General features: G+C 50.6%; 21 protein-coding genes and 1 riboswitch. Of the genes, 12 read left to right on the top strand and 9 right to left on the bottom strand.

Translation table 11 applies throughout. The features are described from left to right. Window positions 1–35: 35 nt before the first annotated feature. From A7975_RS10095 to speE, 3 genes are all read right to left on the bottom strand, one after another. Window positions 36–2240 carry a bifunctional 2',3'-cyclic-nucleotide 2'-phosphodiesterase/3'-nucleotidase gene (locus A7975_RS10095; protein ID WP_065385114.1) on the bottom strand — a complete coding sequence of 735 codons (2205 nt, stop codon included), beginning with the start codon at window positions 2238–2240 and terminating at the stop codon, window positions 36–38. Window positions 2241–2479: 239 nt separating this feature from the next. Then, window positions 2480–3349 carry an agmatinase gene (speB, locus tag A7975_RS10090; protein ID WP_053373275.1) on the bottom strand — a complete coding sequence of 290 codons (870 nt, stop codon included), beginning with the start codon at window positions 3347–3349 and terminating at the stop codon, window positions 2480–2482. Window positions 3350–3383: 34 nt separating this feature from the next. After that, complete coding sequence (gene speE, locus A7975_RS10085) at window positions 3384–4211, bottom strand: polyamine aminopropyltransferase (RefSeq protein ID WP_053373276.1); 828 nt, start codon at window positions 4209–4211, stop codon at window positions 3384–3386. Between the two features lie 182 nt (window positions 4212–4393). On the opposite strand from speE, the gene A7975_RS10080 reads away from it, so the two are divergent. The 7 genes from A7975_RS10080 to A7975_RS10050 all read left to right on the top strand — a co-directional run bounded on the left by A7975_RS10080 (window position 4394) and on the right by A7975_RS10050 (window position 12409). Beyond that, window positions 4394–6499 (top strand): transglycosylase domain-containing protein, encoded by a 2106-nt coding sequence (locus A7975_RS10080; RefSeq protein ID WP_065385101.1) that lies wholly within the window; start codon window positions 4394–4396, stop codon window positions 6497–6499. A 181-nt stretch (window positions 6500–6680) separates the two neighbouring features. After that, on the top strand, window positions 6681–6971 hold the full coding sequence (locus tag A7975_RS10075; RefSeq protein ID WP_065385100.1) for a hypothetical protein: 291 nt from the start codon (window positions 6681–6683) through the stop codon (window positions 6969–6971). Between the two features lie 278 nt (window positions 6972–7249). Next, window positions 7250–8230, top strand: a complete 981-nt coding sequence (gene cyoA / locus A7975_RS10070) for a ubiquinol oxidase subunit II (protein WP_065385113.1) — start codon at window positions 7250–7252, stop codon at window positions 8228–8230. Between the two features lie 62 nt (window positions 8231–8292). Further along, window positions 8293–10263 carry a cbb3-type cytochrome c oxidase subunit I gene (locus A7975_RS10065; protein ID WP_065385099.1) on the top strand — a complete coding sequence of 657 codons (1971 nt, stop codon included), beginning with the start codon at window positions 8293–8295 and terminating at the stop codon, window positions 10261–10263. Beyond that, entirely contained in the window at window positions 10263–10904 is a 642-nt protein-coding gene (gene cyoC, locus A7975_RS10060; protein WP_053373281.1) for a cytochrome o ubiquinol oxidase subunit III, read from the top strand. Before A7975_RS10065 ends, cyoC begins: the two co-directional genes overlap by 1 nt. Window position 10905: 1 nt before the next feature. After that, window positions 10906–11235, top strand: a complete 330-nt coding sequence (gene cyoD, locus A7975_RS10055; RefSeq protein ID WP_053373282.1) for a cytochrome o ubiquinol oxidase subunit IV — start codon at window positions 10906–10908, stop codon at window positions 11233–11235. A 166-nt stretch (window positions 11236–11401) separates the two neighbouring features. Further along, window positions 11402–12409 (top strand): GNAT family N-acetyltransferase, encoded by a 1008-nt coding sequence (locus A7975_RS10050; RefSeq protein WP_065385098.1) that lies wholly within the window; start codon window positions 11402–11404, stop codon window positions 12407–12409. A 69-nt stretch (window positions 12410–12478) separates the two neighbouring features. Here A7975_RS10050 and A7975_RS10045 read toward each other — a convergent pair whose 3' ends face one another. From A7975_RS10045 to A7975_RS10025, 5 genes are all read right to left on the bottom strand, one after another. Next, a complete protein-coding gene (locus A7975_RS10045; protein ID WP_053373284.1) occupies window positions 12479–13162 on the bottom strand; it encodes a hypothetical protein in 684 nt (227 codons plus the stop codon). Further along, window positions 13159–14334, bottom strand: a complete 1176-nt coding sequence (locus tag A7975_RS10040) for a hypothetical protein (protein WP_053373285.1) — start codon at window positions 14332–14334, stop codon at window positions 13159–13161. Before A7975_RS10040 ends, A7975_RS10045 begins: the two co-directional genes overlap by 4 nt. Window positions 14335–14369: 35 nt before the next feature. After that, window positions 14370–14924 (bottom strand): zf-HC2 domain-containing protein, encoded by a 555-nt coding sequence (locus A7975_RS10035; protein ID WP_065385097.1) that lies wholly within the window; start codon window positions 14922–14924, stop codon window positions 14370–14372. Next, entirely contained in the window at window positions 14921–15502 is a 582-nt protein-coding gene (locus tag A7975_RS10030) for an RNA polymerase sigma factor (RefSeq protein ID WP_255314255.1), read from the bottom strand. The genes A7975_RS10035 and A7975_RS10030 overlap by 4 nt, the downstream gene beginning before the upstream one ends. Window positions 15503–15671: 169 nt before the next feature. Then, window positions 15672–16196 carry a YwhD family protein gene (locus A7975_RS10025; RefSeq protein WP_065385096.1) on the bottom strand — a complete coding sequence of 175 codons (525 nt, stop codon included), beginning with the start codon at window positions 16194–16196 and terminating at the stop codon, window positions 15672–15674. Between the two features lie 106 nt (window positions 16197–16302). Between A7975_RS10025 and A7975_RS10020 the strand changes: the two genes are divergently transcribed. The 5 genes from A7975_RS10020 to A7975_RS10000 all read left to right on the top strand — a co-directional run bounded on the left by A7975_RS10020 (window position 16303) and on the right by A7975_RS10000 (window position 22380). Continuing rightward, window positions 16303–18318 carry a M1 family metallopeptidase gene (locus A7975_RS10020; RefSeq protein ID WP_053373288.1) on the top strand — a complete coding sequence of 672 codons (2016 nt, stop codon included), beginning with the start codon at window positions 16303–16305 and terminating at the stop codon, window positions 18316–18318. A gap of 27 nt (window positions 18319–18345) precedes the next feature. Beyond that, window positions 18346–19161, top strand: coding sequence for a hypothetical protein (locus A7975_RS10015; protein WP_065385095.1), 816 nt, complete (start codon window positions 18346–18348; stop codon window positions 19159–19161). Between the two features lie 132 nt (window positions 19162–19293). Next, window positions 19294–19878 carry a hypothetical protein gene (locus A7975_RS10010; RefSeq protein WP_053373290.1) on the top strand — a complete coding sequence of 195 codons (585 nt, stop codon included), beginning with the start codon at window positions 19294–19296 and terminating at the stop codon, window positions 19876–19878. 387 nt (window positions 19879–20265) lie between these two features. Further along, window positions 20266–20418: riboswitch (cyclic di-AMP (ydaO/yuaA leader) on the top strand. A 3-nt stretch (window positions 20419–20421) separates the two neighbouring features. After that, complete coding sequence (locus A7975_RS10005) at window positions 20422–20898, top strand: C40 family peptidase (protein WP_053373291.1); 477 nt, start codon at window positions 20422–20424, stop codon at window positions 20896–20898. Window positions 20899–21033: 135 nt separating this feature from the next. Next, window positions 21034–22380, top strand: a complete 1347-nt coding sequence (locus tag A7975_RS10000; protein WP_065385094.1) for a cryptochrome/photolyase family protein — start codon at window positions 21034–21036, stop codon at window positions 22378–22380. Between the two features lie 140 nt (window positions 22381–22520). On the opposite strand, the gene A7975_RS09995 is transcribed toward A7975_RS10000, so the two are convergent. Next, a complete protein-coding gene (locus A7975_RS09995) occupies window positions 22521–23753 on the bottom strand; it encodes an MFS transporter (RefSeq protein ID WP_065385093.1) in 1233 nt (410 codons plus the stop codon). Window positions 23754–23831 lie beyond the last annotated feature (78 nt).

Here is a 23831-nt window from a genome sequence, read left to right as displayed (position 1 = left end):
TACGCGGAAAACGCCTTTTTATCAACGCAGGATGATTACTTGGCAGGTATTTTAATCTTTTGGCCCGGATAGATTTTGCCCGGGTTTTTCAATTGATTGTAGCTGGCTAGCTTCTGCCACGTCGTTCCGTGCTTAATGGCTATCGCATTGAGCGTATCGCCTGATTTGACCGTATACACGGCCTCCTGAGGCGTCTGAGGCACGGTCACGACCGGCTTCTCAGGCTCCGAAGGCGTAACAACTTGCTCTGTCGGTTTCACTGGTTCTACCGGCTTAACAACTGCCTTCGCACTTAGATCAAGCTTGAACTCTGCATAGCCGTCCTCTGCATCTGCCGAGAAGGAGATCAGCTTATTCGCATCATCCGCGCTTTTTGCTTCCGGGGATGTTTTGAAAGTAACATTCACCGTATCATTGATAGGTGCGAGCGACCAGTTGCCATCGGCAGAAGGATTGATCGTTTTGTTGGTACGAATGTAATCGATGACGACCTGGCGGTTCTCGTCAGGCGCGGCAAGAATAATACGCTTGCCGTCGGGATTAGCGAATTTGCTGGAGGAAGCACGATAGTTGTTGGTTGCCACAACAAACTTTTGATCCTCTTTGATCGGCTTGCCGTCAAATTGAAGATTGACGATCCGCTTTGCGCCTTCGTTCTTAAGCACGCCGTTCGCTTCATACTTCGGCGGCTGCGCAACGTCGATCTGGTAAGTTACGCCGTCGATCACATCGAAGTTGTACGTTGGAAAATCATTATTGATAAGCTCTTGCTTCTCTTTGCTCGCAGCATCGACCTGCAGGAACTGGCCTGCCGACCACTCGAGCCATTCTCTTAGCTCCGCTCCTGTTACGAGCACGGCATTTACCGTATTGGAGTACAAATACAGGTCGGCAACGTTCTTAATCGCTATGTCGCCTGCCTTAATGTTCGTATAATAGTTGGCTCCCTGACGGCCGCCTGCTTTGAACGGCGCACCCGCCGATAGGACAGGAATGCCCTCGTATTCCGTTCCTTGCAGCTGCTTCTCGACATACCACTTCTGCGCATTCGTCACGATTTGAATGGAAGGGTCGTCTTGGATAAGGGCGAACCAGCTGTTAATGGATGCCGTCGTCTTGCCGACAGGTCCCCGCACGTACGCCAGCGTATCCTCATGATCCTTTTTCACCGCGTCAACGATCGCTTGATCTGCCTCTACAAGCGGCTTCTTATTCACCGTATCGAAGATTGGCTTAACGGCGGTTTTCGAATCAGCAACCGTCCATTTGCCGTCCTTCTTCTCAAGCGTAAGATCAATAACGCCCAGATTATTGCCCCAGAAGCCCGGCTCGACAGCAGCGACGCCGTTGATCGTACCTTTGGCGAGGTCAACGCCAGCTTTCCCTTCGAAGGATTTATCAGGGAATACCTTATGCGCATGTCCGAACAAGATTGCATTAATCCCTGCTACCTTGCTTAAATAGAGCACCGAGTTTTCCATCAGCGGCGTTTGCGGGATGTCCTCGAAGCCCGAGTGCGGGATAGCGACAATGATATCCGCTCCCTTCGCCTTCATCTCCGGCACATATTTCTCAGCCGTCTTCACGATATCTTTGACGACTACCTTCCCTTCCAAATTCGCTTTATCCCATTGCGTAATTTGGGGAGGCACGAAGCCGATCACGCCGACCTTTATCGTATGCTTCGCACCGGAGCTATCGGTTACTTCTTTATCAAGAATTAAGTAAGGCTTGAACAGATTGACGTCGTTTGACTCGTCCTTGTCTCCGTCGGCCTTATAAATATTTGCATTCACATAAGGGAAGTCGGCTCCGGCAAGCGCATTTTCTAAAAACTCCAAACCATAATTGAATTCATGATTGCCTAGATTGCCCGCATCATAACCAAGCAGATTCATAGCTTTATAGACGGGATGCGTCTCGCCCTGCTGCAGCTTATCGACCGTGGCAACGTAATCGCCGAGAGGATTTCCTTGAATCAAGTCGCCATTATCGAACAATAGGCTGTTCGGAGCTTCCTCACGCGCTTTCTTAATGAGCGATGCCGTCTTCGCCAGACCGTATTCATCCGTAGGCTTGTCCGCAAAATAATCGTAGTTCATTACATTCACATGCAGGTCAGACGTTTCCATGATGCGCAGCGAGACGGTAGAGCCCCCGCTTGATTCCGCCGCCATTACCGTAAGAGGCATCGCTACGAGACTGGCGGAAATGGCCGCCGCCAAACTAGCCCTCCACATCGATTTGTACGTTTTCGCCAACAATAACTCCTCCTTATTTTCTCTTCTGTTTCTAGAATTCCCATGCATGTGCCTTACGTTCCATTGTTTACCTTCCATATAATAATTTAATTATTCAGAATTGTCATTCGATTAATTTGTCGAATATCGCTAATGTTGTCAGTTTTGTAAATGAATAACACAAAAAAAGGCTTCGCCTTAAACGGTTTTTGCCGTTCGGGCGAAGCCTTTTCCTTATATTATTTCAAAAATCCTAGCAGCATCTCGCGGATGACTTTCGCCGCAACGATCTGCGTTTGCTCGGTTGGATCATACGCAGGAGCAACCTCAACGAGGTCGAAGCCCACGATGTTCACGCCGGAGCGCGCAATCGCATGTACCGATTCAATGAGCTCCTTCGACGTAATGCCGCCCGCTTCCGCTGTGCCTGTGCCAGGCGCTGCGGATGGATCAAGCACATCGATATCGATCGTTAAATAAACCGGACGGCCTTCAAGCTCTGGAAGCACCTTCTTCAGCGGCTCCAATACCTCGAACGGGTGGAAGTTAATATTCTCGCGTGCATATTGCCATTCCTCGCGCGAGCCAGAACGGATACCAAACTGGTAAATGTTTTGTCCGCCCATTAGGCCAGCTGCTTTGCGCAGCGGCGTTGAGTGGGACAACGGCTCGCCTTCATACGATTCGCGCAAATCAGCGTGAGCGTCGAAGTGGATAATCGCAAGATCAGGATGCTTTTTGTACACCTCTTGGAAGATCGGCCATGACACCAAATGCTCGCCGCCGAGTCCAACAGGGATTTTGCCATCGTCTAGAACGCCGCGAACGAATTCGCCGATAATTTCCAGGCTGCGCGCTGCGTTGCCGAAAGGAAGCAGCAAATCGCCGGCGTCGAAATATTCGATATCCTCGAGGCTGCGATCTAGGTAAGGGCTGTATTCTTCAAGTCCGATCGACACCTCGCGGATGCGAGGAGGGCCGAAGCGCGAGCCTGGACGGAAGCTAACGGTGAAATCCATCGGCATGCCGTAGATAACCGCTTTGGAAGCTTCATAATTGTCAGAGCTTAGGATGAAGACATTGCCTGAATATTTTTGATCCAATTTCATGAGGCTTGTCCTCTCTTTCCTTAACTACCGCTTATTACTTTATGAGATCTTCTACGAACTTAGGAAGCACGAATGCTGCCTTGTGAAGACGCGGCGTGTAGTATTTGGTATCGATTTCTGGGATAGCTGTTTCGTCAACAGCCGTTGGGTCATACTTCTTGCTGCCCATTGTGAACGTCCATAGGCCGCTCGGGTATGTCGGAATGTTCGCGCCGTATACACGAACGATCGGGAATACTTCCTTCACGTCTTTGTTTACGCTTTGAATAAGATCCGCTTTGAACCAAGGGTTGTCCGTTTGCGCAACGAAGATGCCGTCTTCCTTCAAGGACTCGTAGATGCCTTGGTAGAAGCCTTTGGTGAATAGGTTCGCAGCAGGGCCAACCGGCTCTGTCGAATCAACCATAATGACGTCGTATGTGTTCTTATGATCATGAATATGCATAAAGCCGTCGTTCACAAGCACTTCAACGCGCGGGTTGTCGAGCTCGCCAGCGATGGATGGCAAATATTTTTTGGAGTATTCGATTACTTTCCCGTCAATGTCGACAAGAACAGCCTTTTTCACTTTTGGGTGTTTCATGACTTCACGAATAACGCCGCCGTCTCCGCCGCCAACTACAAGCACGTACTCCGGGTTCGGATGCGTGAAAAGAACAGGATGCGCAACCATCTCGTGGTAAACGAACTCATCCTTAACCGTTGTCATTACCATGCCGTCAAGCACAAGCATCGTTCCGAACTCTTCCGTCTCGATCATATCAAGCTGTTGAAAATCCGTTTGTTCATTAACATAAGTTTTAGTAATCTTCGCCGTAATGCCGAAGCTGTCTGTTTGTTTTTCCGTGTACCACAATTCCATGTCGAAAATCCCTTCTTTCCTTCAATCGTTCAAACGTAATTATAGTAAATTAGGCCAAAAAAGCAACCTTTTCAACCTTTTATACAAAAATTTAATGATCCGCCGGCTCGGCGTGAATAGGGTGAACCTCGTTTTTCCATACTAAGGAAAAGTGAAGCTATGCACTGAAGGGAGCCCGCTCCATGAATAAGCCTTCTAATCGGAAAGGCAAACAAAGCCGCCGACCTGCTTTTCCTATTATAACCGAGAGGTTCCTTCCCCAATTCTTGAAAATAAAAAAGTGGCTGCGATGGACCGCTGCCGCATTCACTCTAATGGTGCTCATCCTGGTGGGCACGCTTATTTATTTGCGCACCCAATCGCTGCCCGTAGCCGCTATCAGCCAAACCTCCCAAATGCTCGATTTGCAAGGCAACGTGATTGATACGTTCCACGCCGGCGAAAACCGTCGTTCCGTGCAGCTGTCCGATATCTCGCATTATGTCATCGAAGCAACGCTGGCCATTGAGGATCGGCGCTTCTACGACCATCGCGGCTTCGATATGAAGGGAATGGCGCGCGCCGTCATGGTGAACGTTCAGAGCTTCTCCGCGCGTCAAGGAGCAAGCACGCTCACCCAGCAGCTTGCACGCAATCTGTATTTGACGCATGAGCGAACCTGGCAGCGCAAAATGAAGGAAGCGATGTATACCGTTCAGCTCGAAATGAGCTACTCCAAGGATGAAATACTTGGCATGTACTTGAACCAGATTTATTACGGACACGGCTCCTACGGCATTGAAGCCGCGGCGATGATGTATTTCGATAAACATGCCTCAGAGCTCTCGCTTGCAGAGAGCGCGATGCTCGCCGGTATTCCGAAGGGACCAAAATATTATTCCCCCTATTTGAATATGAAAAACGCGAAGGACCGTCAGCTTACGATTTTGCAGGCCATGCTCGAAGGCGGCTCCATTACGTCTGAGCAGGCGGATGCCGCATATGCGGAGGTGCTTAACTTCCAAACGCTCGGCTCTGGGGAGCAAGAAGGTTTCGCGCCGTACTTTCGTGATTATATAAGATATATAGCGGTCGATAAGCTTGGCATCAATGAGCATTTGCTTAACGAAGGCGGCATTACGATCTATACGACCCTTGATCCGAAAGCGCAGGCAACGGCCGAAGAGGTTATTGCGCAAGGAATTCCCGAAAACTCGGAGCAGCAGGCGGCGCTGGTCGCCATTGATCCGCGCAATGGTTATATCAAAGCGATGGTAGGCGGCAAAAACTACAAGAAGAACCAGTACAACCGCGTATTTGCCAAAACGCGTCAGCCTGGCTCCTCCTTCAAGCCGTTCTTGTATTTAACCGCCTTGCAGAGCGGTTTTATGTCGCCTTTGACGCGCTTCAAGAGCGAGCCAACCGTGTTTACTTACGATGAAGGCCGCAAGACATACGAGCCGCGCAACTACGGCGATAAATATTTGAACGAGCTAATCGATATGCGCAAAGCGCTGGCAAGCTCGGACAATATTTACGCGGTTAATACGATCATGACCGTTGGCGCCGACAAAGTGATCGAAACCGCGCGGAAGCTTGGGGTCGACAGCCCGATGCAGCCCGTCCCTTCGCTCGCGCTCGGCACGTTCCCGGTCAGCCCGTTTGAAATGGCTTCCGCCTTCGGCACGTTTGCAAATGGCGGCATCCACGCCGAGCCCATCGCGATCATCCGGATCGAGGACCGCAAGGGTCAAGTCTTATATGAAGCGGAACATAAATCCGAGCAAGCGGTAACCGCTGCGGAAGCTTATGTGATGACCAGTTTAATGGAGAGCGTATTTGAAGAAGGCGGTACCGCATTTCGCGTTTCTTCTATTATTAAGCGGCCCGTTGCAGGCAAGACAGGCACGACGCCTACGGATGCATGGCTGGTGGGCTATACGCCAGAGCTGGCAACCGCCGTATGGGTCGGCTATGACAAGGACCGCAAGCTAACCGTCGCCGAGGCTTATCGCGCCGCGCCAATATTCGCTAAGTTTACGGAACAGGCGCTTGCTTCGGTGCCGCCGAAGATCTTCCCCATACCGGAAGGGGTCGTAACGGTGTATATTGACCCGACCAGCGGCAAGCTGGCGGAAGGCAATTGTCCGAACAGGCGGCTCGAGACCTTCCTTAGCGGGACCGAGCCTACCGCGGTATGCGGAGAGCCTGCAGCAGCGGGTGAGGATGGCAGCAATTCCGCAGGGGATGGAGCCAAAGCGGACCGCCGTTCCTGGTGGTCGGACTTGAAGCGTTGGTGGACGGACTAAAAAGCTCGCTTCTATCATATCCTATAGAGGCTGCTGCAGCCGCCGCTCATGCCGTCGCCATGACCTTCGCACATTTTTGTCCGATTTATGATCAAAAAGTGAATTTTCTTTGAACAAAAGCATGATGTTGTGTTATAGTAAGCATAAGAAAACACTTACAATGTATACGGGAGTGTTCAATATGACAACGAAAACAGCAACAATTAGCCATGTTCAGCCTTCAAAGTCGGATGTCAAGCGCCTTGTCAAGGCGATGACTGCAATTGCATGGGTTGTACTATCCATTGGCGTTCTGCTCAGCGTAATTAACTTAAGCCACTTCAGCGATCAAAATGTCGGACTTATGGTCGGCATCGGGTTTCTAATCGGCAGCGTTCATATTTATGTCATCGGCACAGCGATTGGACTCGTCCATGCTCGCCTGAATCAAGAACAACCGTCGAATGATTTGAACGGTCATAACCGCAAATAATGTCCGCATCTAGCGGAGCAAATAGACAGTCCGATTTGGTCGATGACCAGATGGGGCTGTTTATTTGTTTTCGCATGAGACAAAATGCATGAGTGTGGGTAATCATAGGTAGATGGGCTCGCGCAGATCATGCTCCTAAATGTAACAGTTGTCTAAGCAGTGAACTTTCTATTACAGAAAAAAGACGAATTCTTGACGTAATTGTTAACCCCGCAGTTATTCCCTTGCGGATCTGCTATTGTAGTCGTAAGCAGTAATTTTGAGGAGTTGAACTGATGATGAGACCGTATCTTCGTATGCTGACACCCGTACTTATTATGTTAATGGCCGTTATGCTTTCCGGCTGCGGCGAGCAGTACATTGTGCTCGATCCGAAAGGGCCAATCGGCGAGTCTCAAAAAGACTTGATTTATTTTTCAACCATTTTGTGTGCGGTTATCATCGTGCCTGTGCTTATCCTGACAGCCGTTATCGTCTGGCGGTACCGCGACAAACCAGGCAGCAAGGCTTCCTATAAACCCAATTGGGAGCATAGCACGAAGCTAGAAATTACGTGGTGGAGCATTCCGATTGTAGCGATCCTAGTCCTTGCAATCGTTACGGTTAAATACACGTATGCGCTTGAGCCTTCCAAACCGATTGAATCGGCTAAGGCGCCGATAACGATTCAAGTCACATCGCTCGATTGGAAATGGCTGTTCAAATATCCGGATGAGGATATCGCGACGGTCAACTACATTAAGATACCGGAAGATGTGCCGATTAAGTTCCAAGTCACGTCCGACACGGCGATGAACTCCTTCTGGGTTCCGCAGCTCGGCGGACAAATTTACTCCATGTCCGGCATGGCCATGACCCTATTCCTCCAAGCGGATGAACAAGGCAGCTACTATGGCTCCGGCGCAAACTTTACGGGTAAAGATTTTGCGAAAATGACCTTTAAGGTAGATGCTACCTCGGAGGTAGATTACAAAGCATGGATTAGTGAAGTGAAAGCATCATCCCCTGCACTTACGATGGAGGGCTTTGAGAAGCTGACTGAACCAGGCTCGTCCGACGTGCAGCTTTTCTCCAGCTTCCCAGAAGGTTTGTTTAACAAAGTCGTAAGGCAGTATATAAACGGCGACGGTGGCGCTCATCAGCATCATGGCGCTGAAGCAGCGAAAGCTCCGGCAGCTGCTAGTGAAGAGAAAGCCCCGGCGGATACGGACGCTAGCAGCAATAACGCTAACGCACATAGCGGCCACGCGGGTCATTAAACCAGTAACAAGCGAATGCTTTTGAAGCGAGTTTGTTCCACAAACTTTTAGGAGGACCCCAAATGTTAGACAAAATTAAAGACTTCGCATCCGAATTTTTCGTTACTGGCGATCCGCTTATTCTAGGGGCTCAAGTGTCGATCGGATTATCGATTGTCGCAATCATATTCGTTCTTACCTTTTTCAAAAAATGGCGCTGGCTTTGGACGGAATGGCTGACGAGCGTCGATCATAAAAAGATCGGTATCATGTACATTATCGCCTCCATTCTCATGCTGTTCCGCGGCGGCGTCGATGCGCTGCTTATGCGGGTTCAGCTGGCCGCACCGGAGCTGGAATTTCTAGTCCCGGAGCATTATAACCAGATATTCACGACGCATGGCGTAATCATGATTTTATTTATGGCGATGCCGCTTATGTTCGGTCTATTCAATATCGTCGTTCCGCTGCAAATCGGAGCGCGCGACGTAGCGTTTCCGTTCCTGAACTCCCTAAGCTTCTGGATGTTCTTCTTTGGAGCGATGCTGTTCAACGTTTCCTTTATTATCGGCGGCTCGCCTGATGCAGGCTGGCTTGCATATCCGCCGCTCTCTGAGCTGTCGGGTAGTCCGGGTCTTGGGCAGGACTTCTATATCTGGGGTATTCAGATTTCAGGTATCGGCTCCTTGGCAACCGGTATTAACTTTGTCGTCACGATCTTAAAAATGCGTGCGCCAGGCATGAAGCTTATGCAAATGCCGATGTTCGTATGGTCGGTTCTCTCGTCTTGTATTACCATTATGTTCGCATTCCCGATTTTGACCGTTACGCTGTTCCTTCTATTCATTGACCGTTATCTCGGCGCGCATTTCTTTACGCTCGACGGCGGCGGCAATCCGATGATGTATATCAACCTCATCTGGATGTGGGGACATCCCGAAGTATATATCGTCATATTGCCGGCGTTCGGTATTTTCTCCGAGATCGTCTCGGCATTTTCGAAGAAAAAGCTCTTTGGCTACAAATCGATGGTATTCGCCCTTATGTCGATCAGCTTCTTCTCTTTCTTCACTTGGGCGCATCACTTCTTTACCATGGGCTCCGGCGCAAACGTCAACGCATTCTTTGCTTTAACGACGATGCTTATCGCCATACCGACCGGGGTCAAAATATTCAACTGGCTGTTTACGATGTATCGCGGCCGAATCAAGTTTACGACTCCGATGATGTGGACGGTTGCGTTCATACCGTGCTTTGTGGTCGGCGGGATGACCGGGGTACTCCTATCGGTTGCACCGGCTGACTTCCAGTTCCATAACAGTTACTTCCTGATCGCGCATTTCCATCAGGTGCTTATCGGTGGTGTCGTGTTCGGTTATTTCGCAGGCCTTTACTACTGGTGGCCAAAAATGTTCGGCTTCCGCTTGCACGAGGGACTCGGCAAATGGGCGTTCTGGTTCTGGAACATCGGCTTCTACGTTTGTTTCATGCCGCAATACGCGCTTGGCTTGATGGGTATGACACGCCGCTTCAACGCATACGACTTCGATATGGGTTGGCAGCCGCTGAACGTTGTATCGACTGTAGGTGCCTTCTTAATGGGTATCGCGTTTATTTTCCAAGTGTGGCAAATCGCGCACAGCATCAAGTTCTTCAAGAAAGAAAAAGACGGCGATGCATGGGATGGCCGTACGCTGGAATGGTCGATTCCATCGCCTGCACCGCTTTATAACTTTGCTCGCTTGCCGCAGGTTACGAGCCAGGACGAGTGGTGGGAAGAGAAGCAGCGCATTGCCAATGGGCAGCCTGCCAAACCGTTCGCTCCGCTTGAGCCGATTCATATGCCTAAAAATTCGGGCATCCCGTTCATCATGTCGCTATGCTGGTTTACAGCAGGCTTCGGGTTCGTATGGGATTGGCTGTGGATGGCGATACCGGGTCTAATCGGCGTAGCCATATGTATGCTTGTTCGTTCGTTCTCCTACAATACCGATTACTACATTCCGGTAGATGAGATTGAGCGCACGGAAGCAGCGTTAAGGGGGACAAAATAATGGCACATGCAGTTTCCACTCCGGCAGGAGCACATGGCGGACACGGTGCCGGTCACGGCGGCGGTCACCATGATGACCATCACGATCAAGAATCGATGAAGCTGTTTGGCTTCTGGCTGTTTCTAATAACCGACGTTATTTTATTCGGTACTTTATTCGCTACCTATGTCGTCCTTCGTCTGAACACAGACGGCGGACCGACAGGCGCGGAATTGCTCGAAATGAACGGAATCATCATTTCGACGTTCATTCTCCTAACGAGCAGCTTCACGAGCGGTATAGCCGTTCTTGAAATGAACAAAGGGAACAAGCGCGGCTTGATCCTCTGGCTCGCGATTACAGCAGTGCTTGGCGCATCGTTCGTCTTTCTAGAGGTGAATGAGTTCATGCACTTGGTGCATGAGGGCGCTACGATCGGAACAAGCGCCTATTGGTCGGCATTCTTCGTTCTGGTCGGCACGCATGGACTTCACGTTTCGTTAGGTCTTGTCTGGATGGTTGCGCTGATTCTTCAGCTAAGCCGCCGCGGCATTACACCGGTTACCAAGCGAAAAGTAAACATTATCAGTTTGTACTGGCATTTCTTGGATGTCGTATGGATCTTCGTATTCACGATCGTTTACTTGATGGGGGTGATGTAGGGTGGAAAAGCATAACACGCATGCGCAGGATGCGCACGGCTCCCACGGCGGGTCGATGAAGTCTTATGTCATCGGTTTTCTATTCTCCATCATTCTGACGATCATTCCGCTCGTTGTTGTAATGAATGATCTTCTAGGCAAAACGGCTACAACCGTGCTTATTCTGATCATGGCGATTCTACAGTTCGCTGTTCAGCTCATCTTCTTCATGCACATCCGCGATGAAGAGAAGCCGCGCTTCAACCTCATGGCGCTTATATTCGGCCTCGTCATCCTAATGACGATCGTCGCAGGCTCCGTCTGGATCATGACTTACAATGCGGTTGGCTGATCATCAGCAATCCCAGCAAATTCACCAATAAAGGCTGTGCCATCGTCATTCGCGATGGCACAGCCTTTTTGATTATAGCCAAACTCTCCCTTTCGATGCCCGTTCGTCCCGTGTGATAATCAGACTATAAGTTTGATCAAATGAAAGCGAAAGCGAGGCAACAACGATGTCCATTACGCTTCGTCCGCTGCAGCTGCCGAATGATTACGAGCGGTTAGCGGAATTATTGAATCAAGTCTGGTCGGAACCGACTACAGCTGAGAATCTGCTTGAGGCTGACCAGAAGCTCTATGAGGTCGGGCACACCTGGATGGATGAGAACGGGCTGCTTGCCGGATACGATCGGGAGCGCCAGGTTGCGGTCACGGAATCAGGAGAGATGGTAGGTTACGCATGGTCTTGGAGAGCGCCATGGACAGAGCCGGGTTATCTGTGCAACACACTCGTTGTAGATGAGGCGTACCGCAATCGCGGGATAGGAAAGCTGCTCCTTCACCATGTTTCGCAATGGGCTCAAAAGATCGGCGCAACCACGCTCGTTACGGAAGTATGGGATGACAACGAATCAGCGCAACGTTTTGCAAAGCGGCATGCCTTCGTTATCGAACGTCACGCGTTTCAATCGCTTCTGCAGCTAGACAGCGATGAAGGCGAGCCACAGCTGAGTATTCCAGCTATGCCTGAGTTAGCAGGACTGCGCTTTCTTACGCTGGCCGAGGAGCCGGGCGAGGAGAGCGAGCAAAAGCTTTATGCGATCTACAAGGAAACGCTAGTGGATATTCCCGGCTTCATGGGTGATGTGCCGGAGTTTGGAGAATGGCGAAAATGGAATTTGATGGTGGATGGCTTTGCGCCAGAGCAAGTCATTATCGCTGCGGACGGCGATGATTTTGTCGGCATTACAAACGTTTTGCACAACCCGCATACGAACGGGATGTACCATGAATATACCGGTGTCAGCAGAGCGTACCGCGGCAAGAAGATCGCGCTTGGCCTAAAGATTAAGGCGATACAGCTTGCGAAGCTCCGCCGCGCTGCCTATATCCGGACGGACAATGATTCGCTTAACGAGCCTATCCTTCACATCAATCGCCAGCTTGGCTACGTCCCGCTTCGCGGCTCCTACCGCATTATCGCCCCGCTTGCGCAGGTATTGGATACCTTCGCGAAATAACCCCCGCAAACCAGAAAGAGCAGTCTAATCCGAGGTACTCTCGGTTCAGGCTGCTCTTTATTCGTATGGTTACCGTTCCCGCTGCACAAGCTCGACGCCTTTGGGCACGATCAGCGTCAGCTCCGGGTTAATCGTGTCAGAGGCGAAGCCGCCTTCCCGGCGATCAATAGACCCGATCATTACATACATGGTTTTGCCAACGATATTGGTTTGCAGCATGTTGTCATCCAAACGCTCAAGCTTATCGGGAGACCAGTAACGCACCTGTCCAAACAGCTTCACCTCACGCGTATCGGTCTCTCCAAGCTCAATATTGCCAAGCGAATGCACGACGATCTTATTAATCTCCACAGGTACGGTTACCGCTTTCACATCAACAAAAACCGATCGCTGCGTCATTTTCAATTCCCTCTGCAGCTCATCGAACAAGCCTGACGACATCAGCAAGGAGAGCCCAAGGCTTGCTACTCCGATCACCCCAACAAAAAAGACGCTCATCCAGTCATAACGCACGATTGCCCGCTCGCTGCTGGAAAATTTCAGATAGAGCAGCAGCTCCGCTCCCAGCATAATAAAAACAATCGGCGCAACCCACATCAGCATTTCATAGGTTTCGATGTCCTGCCACAGGGAGACCGCCAGCGCAGTGCCCATGAGCATCAACGTCACGCCCATCGACAACGAGCCTACGCGCCAAGTACGGATGCCAGCTGGCGCTTGAACCGCGTGTTCGGTTAGGTTAGCCGTGCTCACCGCGACTCCTCCTCTCGCTTGCTCAAAGACGTAGGAATTGCAGGCGGAGCGCCTTTGCCTGCATGAGTCGGTTTGTTGCTTCCAAATGCTAGACGCTGGCCGATTATAATCATGATGAACGCAACGACAGCCGTCGGAACCATATATTTGAGCTGCTTGTAATGCGAGTACATCTCCGCTGAAATGCGGTAAGTTACCTCTAAAGCTACACGATCAAACAAATAGTACACGCCGAAGCCTAGCAGCGCAATGCCGAACCAGCGCTGATAAGGCACAAGCTGCGTCAGCACCGGCTCATCGACGAGCGTCTGGCGCTCGTAGCGCGACGTCTGCTGCAGCGCATCAAAGAACGCAAAGCACCAGAACAGCGGAAGAAGGAAGAAGAAAAGCGACAAGCGCATATTGTCCATAATATAAATGGCGATGAGGAAGCCGCCCATGAGCTGAAGCCCCCGCTTCTGCAAGCCCAAATAGAGATGGCCGGCGCCTGGAAAAATCGACAAGGCAATAGCCAGCACCTTGCTTTTGCGGCCGGAGGAGATATACGATTCCATATCCTCGAATATCGCTCGGTCAACAAGAATTTCCCCGCGCTGCTTGGCATGCAGCTTGCCGATCGCGTCAAACATGCTGTATACCCATATAACGGGCAGCGCCAGCAAAAAAACAAGCAGCTCGCTTCTATGCGTGATCATGCTCAAGAAGACGATAATCGCAAACCAGCCAATGAACGAGATCATAAACGTAATGCCGCGCTGCATAAGCCCGATGTTCATATGTCCAAGACCCGGAATAAAGGAGAGTATAATCGTGCGCGTCTTCTCACGCTGATATTCCAGATCCACCTGCACATAACCAGCAACATGCTCGGCATAAGGATCATAGGGAGGGGTATGGTGGCTTGGCTGGCCGCCCAGCGGTCCTCTTCCGAGAAGTAGAGTGAAGATCATATCGATCATATTAATGATCCCGCTCAAAATCGCTACAAACACCAGGAAAAAACCAAACCCGTCATCTATGCCTGAGTTTGTAATCGCCATTAGAAGAAGCAAGCCTATAGGACCGAAGAACGCTCCTCCATACAATACGGCGCGTATCGGACGGCCAATATAGCCATGCCCTACGCCGGGTATAAACGAAAGTAAAAACGCCGTTAAGGGGCTTTTTCTCATTGCTGATTCCTTCCTTTCCTTATTATCATTTCAACTTATTTATAACGGGTCGCTTGCAGTCCATCCAGCCATAAGCCCGTCTGATCGACGATTTTGTCCGACCAGGACTCCGATTGCTTATCCCTTGAGCCAGGCTGCTTCGGCGGTTGGACTGGCTGATCATCCATATTTACATTCAAATTGACGTCCAGCTGCGCCAGCTTCTGAGAGAAGGAGGCAAAGGTGCCGCTAGCGAGCAGCAGCAGCGTAATCGAAGCCGCAATCGTATAATGCGTCGCCGGGTGCTGAAGCCAGTGATGAAGTCGACGTGGCTTCCGCTTCTCCTCGCCCGTCTTAGGCGATTGTTCCGTCTGATCGCTATGAAGCAATTGCTCGTTTACCAACTGCGCCACCACGCGCTGCTCCATTAGCTCCATATCCGGCGGCGAAAGAATTGCTTCATTCTCGGTTGATTCCATGATAGCTATAAATAGCTGCAAGCAAGAATCGCAAGCAGTCAGATGCTGCTCCACCTGCATCCGCTCATCCTCTTGCAGGGCGTCATGTACATAGCAAAACATTTGATCCGGCGATATATGCTCCATCCTCATTCGAAATCCTCCTTCCGCCAATGGCGCCTCATCCAGCTTCTTGCCCGGTAAAGCCTCGACTCTACGCTTTTGAGCTCCAGTCCAGTCTCCGCCGCAATTTGTTCATAGGACTTGTCTTCCATATAATAAGCGGTTACGACCTCACGATAATTGTCCGGCATTTCCTCCACCCGATCGCGAACCTGCTGCCGATCCTCTTGCTCGATAGCGAGCTGCTCGGCAGCCGGCGCCGAAGCTGCGTCCTCTTGCAGCTTGTCCGACATCTCTTCGCTATCAATCAGCTCTTCCGGCCTGCGAGCTTTGCTTCGTCTGAAATCAATCGCTCGATTGACGGCAATGCGGGTAATCCATGTCTTGAGCCCATCCAATCGACAGCTAGGAAGGGAGCGATAAATTTGCAGCAGCACTTCCTGCGTTACATCCTCCGCGTCATGCGGTGAATGAAGCACTGCGAAGACCGTTCTATATATATAAGGACCATATGCCTGCACGAAAGGGCCATAATGCTCGGGCCCGCCCTTTTGTACCGTTTTGATCCAATCCTCGTCTTGAATGTCGCTCCCCTCCTTCCAAACCAATAGACGTTAGGCACTCGCCCATACCCTGCACATGCTGCCAAAAAACTTTTATTTATTTCTAGATTGCCTTTAACAACGCGGAAAAACCTCACGGTTCGCAAGAGTAGCTTTACGAACGATGAGGTTCTCATCCATTTTTTGCCTATGCAAATGCCGTCAAGGCCCGCCGTTATGCGTTCAAATCTTGCTTAAGCTCTTCCGGAGAACGGTCCCACCACTCCAGGTTATGCTCTACAAGCAGCTTGCGAAGCGCCGATTTCTCGACATCGCCAAGCTCGCCCAAATTATATTTCCGTTTAAGCGCTTGATCCAGCTTGTTTACGTGATCAGGCAAGATCTTCCACCCGCGGCGAGCCTCGGAGTCGATCAGCATCTCACATGCCGTCGCGCCCGCATAATAAGAGCCTTCCTCATTGCGATCGACCGCCACCCATACGATCCAGCACTGGCGTCCGTTCGGCGTATCCTCTTTATTCGGCGTAAACTTAATGCCGCGTTCTACTTTGCTCTTCGCATGCATGGCGCCAACATCGATATAAGCGACGCCATCGTCAATAATTACGCAAGCTACCGCGCTCAAATCGATCGTGCCTGCTCCAAAACCTTTATGTTTTTTGCTGCTCACTACGTTGAGCGACAGTGATTTCTTTTCCTTCTTTTCCGGTTCGACCGGTTGCCCTTGTTCTTCCGTCATACGGATTCACACCTTCCCCAATACAATAATTCCATTTTAGCTAATAATCCTTGAAAAGCAAACATATACATGCTGTAGATGCTTGTCAACGGGAGGGAAACGTTCAATGACTCCACGCTATTTCAAACAAATTTTATTCGTAATACTCGCAGCTGTGCTGCTCGGCTTGTCTGTGCAGCAAGGCTTCGGGACTGCTTGGCAATCCCAATATACTTATGCTTTCGCCCCCGCCGCCATAGCCAAGCAAGCACAAGCCCCTGTTCAAAATTCGGCCAAGCCGCCGCTTGTACAGGAGCCAAATACGGTCATGACACCTAAACCGGAAGCGCTCAGCAAACGTGTCGTTGAGTACCATATCAACGTTCATTTGCTTGATGATGCAAAAGGTTTAAATGGCGACCAGACGGTTACCTGGACCAATCCCGGCAAAAAAACAGTGTCCGAGCTCTATTTCAATCTTTACCCGAACGCCTTCAACTCAGACAAATCTACGTTTATGAAGGAATCCGGCGGCAAGCTGCGCCAGGACAAAGCAACCACGAACAGCCAAGGCTATATGAAGCTGCTTACGCTAGAAACGCTTAACGGCGAGAGCCTCCTGCCGCGTCTGCAATACGTACAGCCCGACGACGGCAACGCGAACGATTTTACCCTCGCCAAAATACGTCTGCCGGAGCCGGTTGCCCCGGGCAAATCCGTTACGCTGCGCATGGGGTATGAGGTGAAGCTGCCAGAGGTATTCGCAAGGATGGGCTACTCCGGCAATTTTGTAATGGCGGGGCAATGGTTCCCGAAAATCGCCGTTTACGAAACAGCCGGCACAAGAGGGCGAACAGCCGAAGGCTGGAACGTCCATCAGTACCATGGCAACTCTGAATTTTACAGCGACTTTGGCATATACAGCGTCCGGATTAAAGTGCCTGAAGCGTACACGGTTGCGGCAACCGGCTTCCAGACGAAGGCCATTGAGATCAAGGACCAGATGAAAATCTACCAATTTTATGCCGATGACGTTCATGACTTTGCTTGGTCGGCGTCGCCGGACTTCGTCTATGAGGAAACCGCCTACTCCGATACGGGCATTCCCGGTGTTCGGATTAAGCTTTATCTCGATCCATCCCATGCCGCCCTGAAGGATCGCTACATGCATGCCGCCAAATCCGCACTCGCAAGCTACGCCAAATGGTATGGGGAATACCCTTACAGCACGCTGTCGATCGTCGTGCCTCCAAAAGGGGCAAATGGCGCCGGCGGCATGGAGTATCCTACGCTCGTGACCGCATTTTCAGCCGAGAGCGAAAATCCCGGCTACGATCTGGAGCGAACGGTCGTGCACGAGATTGGTCACCAATATTGGTACGGCATGGTGGCCTCCAATGAATTTGAGGAGGCTTGGCTGGACGAGGGCTTTACATCGTACGCCGAGGACAAGGTGATGGAGACCGCGTACGGCGTGGAAGCGAACCTGCCCGTTGAGTCCAGCTATATGACCAACCCCGCGCCGCTCAAACAGCCGTCCTGGGCATACGGCAGCCATACGCAATACGCCGAGAACGTATATATGAGAGCGAAGCTCGTACTTATCGGCATCGAGAACCAAGTGGGCTCCAGAACGATGCAAAAGATTTTAAGGACCTATTTTCAAAAATACAAGTTCAAGCACCCCTCCTCAGCCGATTTCCAGCGTGTGGTTGAGTCGGTGACAAAGACGAAATGGCATGATTATTTCAGCCAATATGTATATGACAACCAGATGGCCGATTTCTCGGTTGAATCGATTCACGTCCGTCCGGTTAAGCAAGATGGCGCCAACATGTACGAGTCTGTCGTGCTCGTCAAAAAGAACGGCGGCAGCAATGGCGAGATCAAGGTCGTTTTGCAGTTCACCGACGGCACCAAAATCGTGAAGCTTTGGAATGCCGAGGAATCCCACATCCAATACACGCAGCTGCATTCCGCGCCGCTCAAATGGGCGATGGTCGATCCGGGTCACAGCAACGTTCTCGACAACAAACTCATCAACAACTATATGCAGGCTCAGCTGCCGGAGGATAAGCGCACGAGGTGGAGCATTGGCGTCGTCAAACTGCTCGAAGGGCTGCTCGGGTCGCTAAGCTGGTAAGTAATTGCGTTCAAGGAGCGATTAACGATGAAGATACATGTGAAGCAAGGCTGGCAACTCGCGGTTAAGCACTTCTATCTCGTTATTTTATTATTCTTATATCAGCTGCTGTGGGGGTTTTTCCTCTACCGCTTCATTGATTCGGTCGTAACGCCGCTGCTGCGGCGATATCCGAGCGCCTATCCCTCTGAGGCCGCTGCCCATCTCTTCCTGACTGAAGCCCAGTTTCAGCTGTTCAAAACCGATCTGATTACTCCGTACGTATGGACGCTCGGCAGCCTTATGCTCCTGAGAATGCTGCTTACACCCTTGTTCAACGCCGGATTGTTCTACTCGATGAATCAGACAAGATTGGCCGGAGGAACGCGGTTTCTAGAAGGCATTCGCAAAAACTGGAAGCCCGTTGTCCTGCTCTACTGGGTAGAAAGCGTCTTATCGCTGGCTCCTGCATGGTGGCTGCTCCCGCGCGGACTCGATGCGCTGCTGCAGAGCAGCTCCATTCCAGACCTGCTTGGAACGGTGCTTCCTGGCGCCGGGCTATGGCTGCTGTGGGGTACGGTGCTGCATCTGCTGTTTCTAGCCATGCAAATCGGCGCCACATCAGGCGAAGGCGTCTTCCGGTCCTTATGGAAGGCTCTCCGCAACTTTCTCTCCTACGCAGCCATCTCACTCATCATGTGGGGAATTGGAGCCGCCGCCGGGCTTGTGGTTACCAGCATATCGATGGTATGGGCAGGCTTGTTCGCCTTGATCCTTCACCAAGGCTATTACCTTATCAAAACACTAATGAAGGTATGGACCATAGCGGCGCAGTACGATTATCTGCAGACGAAACAAACCTAACGTGAAGAAGCCTTCGCATCCACAAGCCGTTGTGGATGCGAAGGCTTTTTTATTTCGAAATAGACCGCAACTAAATCATGGTATTTCTGTATATATAAATGAAAGTAAATGAACAATGGGGGATACACATAAATGATGCGTAAAAAACTGATTTTATTGTCCATGGTATTGCTCTTATCGGGCGGTTCATTGGTTGCAGCCGACAAATTGTTTCAAAAAGTAACGCTGCTTTTTAATAATAAGCAAACCATAGAAGACGGTTTATTAGTTGATGATAAGGTGTATATCAATATTCGCGCGCTAAGCGATTCCCTGCAGGCTTTTACGCAGTGGAAGGGCAGCGAGAAGAAGCTGGTTATCCAGAAGCCTAACGTACATATGTTTTTGATGAATGAGAAGCGCACGATGTTCGGACAGGTGGACAAAGGGACGGTTCAGAAATTTTTGGTGCAAGCGCAAATCGATAATTTAAACGTTGCCATCTCTGAATTCAAGGTCACTATCGTTGATCCGAATGATAAAGAAACAACCATTGACGGCCGAAGCCAGTCCGATGATGATTTCAAGGAATTCGTCGAAAAGGATACGTTCTGGTTCAGCTCGAAGCTTGTCTCCTATGACTTTAAATTCGCAGGCAAATACAAGCTGCGGTTCTGGATGGAGCAAAAGAACGAGGACGCACAGCTGATCTCCGAAAAAATCATTACCGCAAAATAATAGCACGTCCTTATATAGAAGGAGTCGTCTTTCAAGATTGCACATCTTGGAGGACGGCTCCTATTTTTCTTTTCGCAAATCGTAATTTGCCTACATGAGAGTTTTTTAATATTCGTTCGCAAAATACTGCTGCACCGCCGTTTTTTTGCCCTTTCACTAGTCTAAAAGCCATGATACCAAGGGGACAAATCGGTATATTTTACGCGCCATCCACATAATTAATGAAATTGAGTCCTTGCATTTAGTTAAAAAGAACTACTAATGAGCGTTTATATTACACAAAAAACGGTTAAACGAATCAAATAGTCAAAAGGTTACATGAGAATTATTAGAAATAGTCAGTAAAGGCAGGAGATCAATGAAAATAATCGAATAATTCTCAAGAGCAATAAAAAACGGCCTAATTTCCTATTGGAAAACGGGGGAACCACTCTGGGTGAATTGATTCCGACGTCTGACATTTTGTCAGCGCCTGAGGAGTCATAGGGAGCCTTCAACCGAACCCCACAGCTAACCTCGTCGGCATTGGAAGGAGTTTCACAATTGAAAAAGGTTACCGCATTACTACTGGGTCTCGTTCTCGTACTCGCTTTCCAGGCTGGGAGCGCTTTCGCAGACTCAAAACTAAACGGCTTCATCAATGATCTTATTGGTACTCCGTACAAAAGCGGCGGAACGTCGTCGAAAGGCTTTGATTGCTCCGGCTTTACGAGCTATGTGTTCGAAAAAATGGGCATCGAGCTTCCACGCACATCCGGTTCGCAAGCAAAAGCGGGAGAAAAGGTTGCTAAAGAGGACCTTATTCCGGGAGACCTTGTATTCTTCGACACTGTCGGCGGAAACAACAGCACGGTATCCCACGTTGGCATTTACATAGGAGATGGCAAGTTCGCGCATTCGTCTTCTAGCAGAGGCGTTGTGACAGACAAACTTAACTCCTCTTATTATGAAAATCGTTTTGTAACTGCTCGTCGTGTCATGGATGCGGATTCTTTCCAGGCATATGCCGACGGACAATAGAGTAACCTAATCCCTCTCGTTTTCGAGAGTTGCAGGGTAGGCTCATTCAGCAAAGCCGCAGTTGTTTGTCCTCAAGCGACAAATGACCTGCGGCTTTGCTGTTATTCCGCCGCAATAGGAAAGGAGCAGTCTCATATGTATTTGTTTATTCATCGCAAGGATTTGCGCACGGAAGATTTGCGCGCATTTGATTATTTGAGCAAAAAAGACACGCAGGGCATTCATTTGCTAATCATAGATCCTGTTTTAACGGACGGCGGCAGGCTAAGCAGCCACAGCGGCCGTAATTTCATGGCGCAAGCCGCCTCCCTGCTCCACAGCTATTCAAAAGCGGGGAAGGAGCTGCATGTGCTGCATGGCGATCCCGCTCTGATTACCGAAGCGCTCCTAGAAGCGCATCCGATAGATGAGGTCATCGTCCATGCCGACTATACGCCATACTCCCGGCAGCGAGATGAACGGCTTCAGCGGACTGTCCGCGGCTTAGACCGCCGCTGGATGCCGATTGCTGACGCACCGCTTGCCGATTTGGAAGCATTTCCTTCGTTTGCTCGGCGTTTAGAAGAGCCTTACAAGGTATTTACGCCCTTCTATCGGATGTGGTGCAGCTATATGCTTCAGCACTACAGCCCGATGGGCGAGACGACGATTGAGGAGCTCTCGACCTTAAGTGAAATAAACAGCATGGTCGCTCAGCGATTCGCGCTGCCGGAATCCATTTCCCATGCGCTTGGCGGCACCAAGGTTGAAGGCACGCAGAAATCATCGGCCAAGCTGGACCGATTTATACGCGAGCGCCTTGCCTCCTATGCAGATAGCCGTGACCTTTACGCTGAGGAGCATACAAGCAGGCTCGCTCGCTTCTTGAACACCGGCGCCATCTCAGCACGGCAGTCGTACGAGCTGACGCAGGGCCTGCCCGGCGCCGAGGCATGGATCCGCCAGCTTGCATGGCGTGATTTCTACTTGTACCAAGCCATGTACCACGAAGATTTTTTCCGTTACGAGCAGTTGGTGGATTTGTCCCCGTTGTCGGATGCCCATCTGGAAGCTTGGTCTACGGCTGCCACCGGCATCCCGATCATCGACGCAGCCATGACGCAGCTGAACCGCACGGGAGAGCTGCCCAATCGGCTTCGAATGGTGACAGCTATGTTTTTAACGAAAAACCTGCTGTGCCCGTTCACGCTCGGGGAGCAGTACTTCCGTCTTCACTTAAGCGATTATGACAATACGCTTAACCGCGGGGGCTGGCTGTGGTGCTCTTCGCTCGGCTATGATGCAGCGCCTTACTTCCGCATCATGAATCCCGAGACGCAGTCGCGCACCCATGATCCCAGCGGCAGCTATATCCGGCGCTGGCTCCCTCACCTCGCCCATCTATCGGACAAGGAGATCCATCAGCCGCAAAGCGGCGCTATCGTGGATCTAAAAGCGTCGCGCGCGCGGGCCATTGAAGTGTACAAGACTATCCTCAAATAGCTGGCGCTTGATCTATCCGATTCAGGTTCCGTTAGGAATGCGGCTAAGCCTTCCTTTTTCTGTATGTAACAATAAATAAACCTCCACCGCCGCTTTGAAACAGCGAACGTGGAGGCTTTTTTATATTTTTAAAGGATAAATTAACGAACTGCGCGCTGCGCCTCTCTTCTTCCCAGTACGAGCATTGCCGTGAGCAGAAGCAGCATCAACAAAACCAGAATGCTTATATACCAAAGCGTGGACTGGACGTTAAACTGATCCATAAACCAGCCTGTCACTCTCGGAAAAATAGCCCCGCCAAGCCCGCCGCATGCGACCAGCAAGCTTGTTGTCCGCTCGGTCATTCCCGGAATGAGCTCATTGGCATACACAAGCGCGATGCCGAAGATGCCGGAGAAGAACAGGCCGCTTAGCGCGACTAAAGCCAGCATCCAGCTGAGCTGTCCCATGATCGCCATAAACACAAAAACAACCGATGCTCCCAGCGTAGCGATAAGCAGATAACGCGAGTATCCCATACGATCGGCCAGCACGCCCGCAAATAGGCGGCCAAGCACCATCGTTCCCCAGAACAGGCTGAGCGCGGCGGCGGCACTGGATTCTCCTACATCTGAGCGGACGATTAGAATCGATGGCAAATAGTTGGAGAAGCTCATCTCCATCCCGACATAAATCATAAAAAACAACGCTGATAACAGCAGAAACGGAAGCGCTTTGCGCGGATAACCAAAAAAAGCAGATGATTCTGAAGCCGCAGCAACCGAATTTGCAGCATCGTTCGTATCCCCTGCCGCAGGCGTCGTTCGCGGGTTATAGGCTAGCTGATCATCCAGCTCTCCGAACGACATGGTCAGCCACAGAACAAATGTGATGCCCGCCATCGCAGCTAATATAGGGAAGGAAATCTGCCATACATGCTGCTGAATCAAGTAAGCGGCCGCCATCGGAATCAACAGCGCACCTACGCCAAAAAAGGTTTCCAGCCGGCTCATGGCAGAGGCTTTGCCGTTCTTAGCCAGGTCGATAATCATCGCACCCACTACAGCCTCCGTCATACCGAAGCCAACGCCTGCAAACGGAGCAATCGCGAGCATCCACCCCCAAGGAAGCAAGAGGCTGTAAGCCGCCTCGCTAAGGGTCAATATACCGATTGCGAGCAGTACAGCGCCCCTTTTCCCGATTCTGGTCGTGATGGACGGCGCGAGCAGCACACCGACCAGAAATCCAAGAAATTGATTCATGATCCATTGCCCGCCGTCTTTATAGGTTAAGCCATAATGAGCGATGAGCTGTTCCAAAATAGTCCCGCCCACGACATGGGCAACGCCAATAATTAAATACGACAAGCAGCCAAGCCAAAGTAACTTCTTCATGCTTATGGTTCTCCTTATATACGCACGTTCACGCTGCGTCGATCTGCTATAATAAATTTGTTTCATTCATTCTTATCT

Source organism: Bacillus sp. FJAT-26390, assembly GCF_001682865.1.
Taxonomy (GTDB): Bacteria; Bacillota; Bacilli; order Paenibacillales; family Paenibacillaceae; genus Pristimantibacillus.
Note: the sequence above shows the minus strand (reverse complement) of the source record. Positions and strands in the feature narration are given on the sequence as shown.

What these genes read in the sequence shown, in the direction of transcription:
- A7975_RS10095 (WP_065385114.1), bottom strand. Translation starts at nt 2,240, where the DNA reads ATGTGGAGGGCTAGTTTGGCGGCGGCCATTTCCGCCAGTCTCGTAGCG.
- speB (WP_053373275.1), bottom strand. Translation starts at nt 3,349, where the DNA reads ATGAAATTGGATCAAAAATATTCAGGCAATGTCTTCATCCTAAGCTCT.
- speE (WP_053373276.1), bottom strand. Translation starts at nt 4,211, where the DNA reads ATGGAATTGTGGTACACGGAAAAACAAACAGACAGCTTCGGCATTACG.
- A7975_RS10080 (WP_065385101.1), top strand. Translation starts at nt 4,394, where the DNA reads ATGAATAAGCCTTCTAATCGGAAAGGCAAACAAAGCCGCCGACCTGCT.
- A7975_RS10075 (WP_065385100.1), top strand. Translation starts at nt 6,681, where the DNA reads ATGACAACGAAAACAGCAACAATTAGCCATGTTCAGCCTTCAAAGTCG.
- cyoA (WP_065385113.1), top strand. Translation starts at nt 7,250, where the DNA reads ATGAGACCGTATCTTCGTATGCTGACACCCGTACTTATTATGTTAATG.
- A7975_RS10065 (WP_065385099.1), top strand. Translation starts at nt 8,293, where the DNA reads ATGTTAGACAAAATTAAAGACTTCGCATCCGAATTTTTCGTTACTGGC.
- cyoC (WP_053373281.1), top strand. Translation starts at nt 10,263, where the DNA reads ATGGCACATGCAGTTTCCACTCCGGCAGGAGCACATGGCGGACACGGT.
- A7975_RS10050 (WP_065385098.1), top strand. Translation starts at nt 11,402, where the DNA reads ATGTCCATTACGCTTCGTCCGCTGCAGCTGCCGAATGATTACGAGCGG.
- A7975_RS10040 (WP_053373285.1), bottom strand. Translation starts at nt 14,334, where the DNA reads ATGAGAAAAAGCCCCTTAACGGCGTTTTTACTTTCGTTTATACCCGGC.
- A7975_RS10035 (WP_065385097.1), bottom strand. Translation starts at nt 14,924, where the DNA reads ATGAGGATGGAGCATATATCGCCGGATCAAATGTTTTGCTATGTACAT.
- A7975_RS10025 (WP_065385096.1), bottom strand. Translation starts at nt 16,196, where the DNA reads ATGACGGAAGAACAAGGGCAACCGGTCGAACCGGAAAAGAAGGAAAAG.
- A7975_RS10020 (WP_053373288.1), top strand. Translation starts at nt 16,303, where the DNA reads ATGACTCCACGCTATTTCAAACAAATTTTATTCGTAATACTCGCAGCT.
- A7975_RS10015 (WP_065385095.1), top strand. Translation starts at nt 18,346, where the DNA reads ATGAAGATACATGTGAAGCAAGGCTGGCAACTCGCGGTTAAGCACTTC.
- A7975_RS10010 (WP_053373290.1), top strand. Translation starts at nt 19,294, where the DNA reads ATGATGCGTAAAAAACTGATTTTATTGTCCATGGTATTGCTCTTATCG.
- A7975_RS10000 (WP_065385094.1), top strand. Translation starts at nt 21,034, where the DNA reads ATGTATTTGTTTATTCATCGCAAGGATTTGCGCACGGAAGATTTGCGC.
- A7975_RS09995 (WP_065385093.1), bottom strand. Translation starts at nt 23,753, where the DNA reads ATGAAGAAGTTACTTTGGCTTGGCTGCTTGTCGTATTTAATTATTGGC.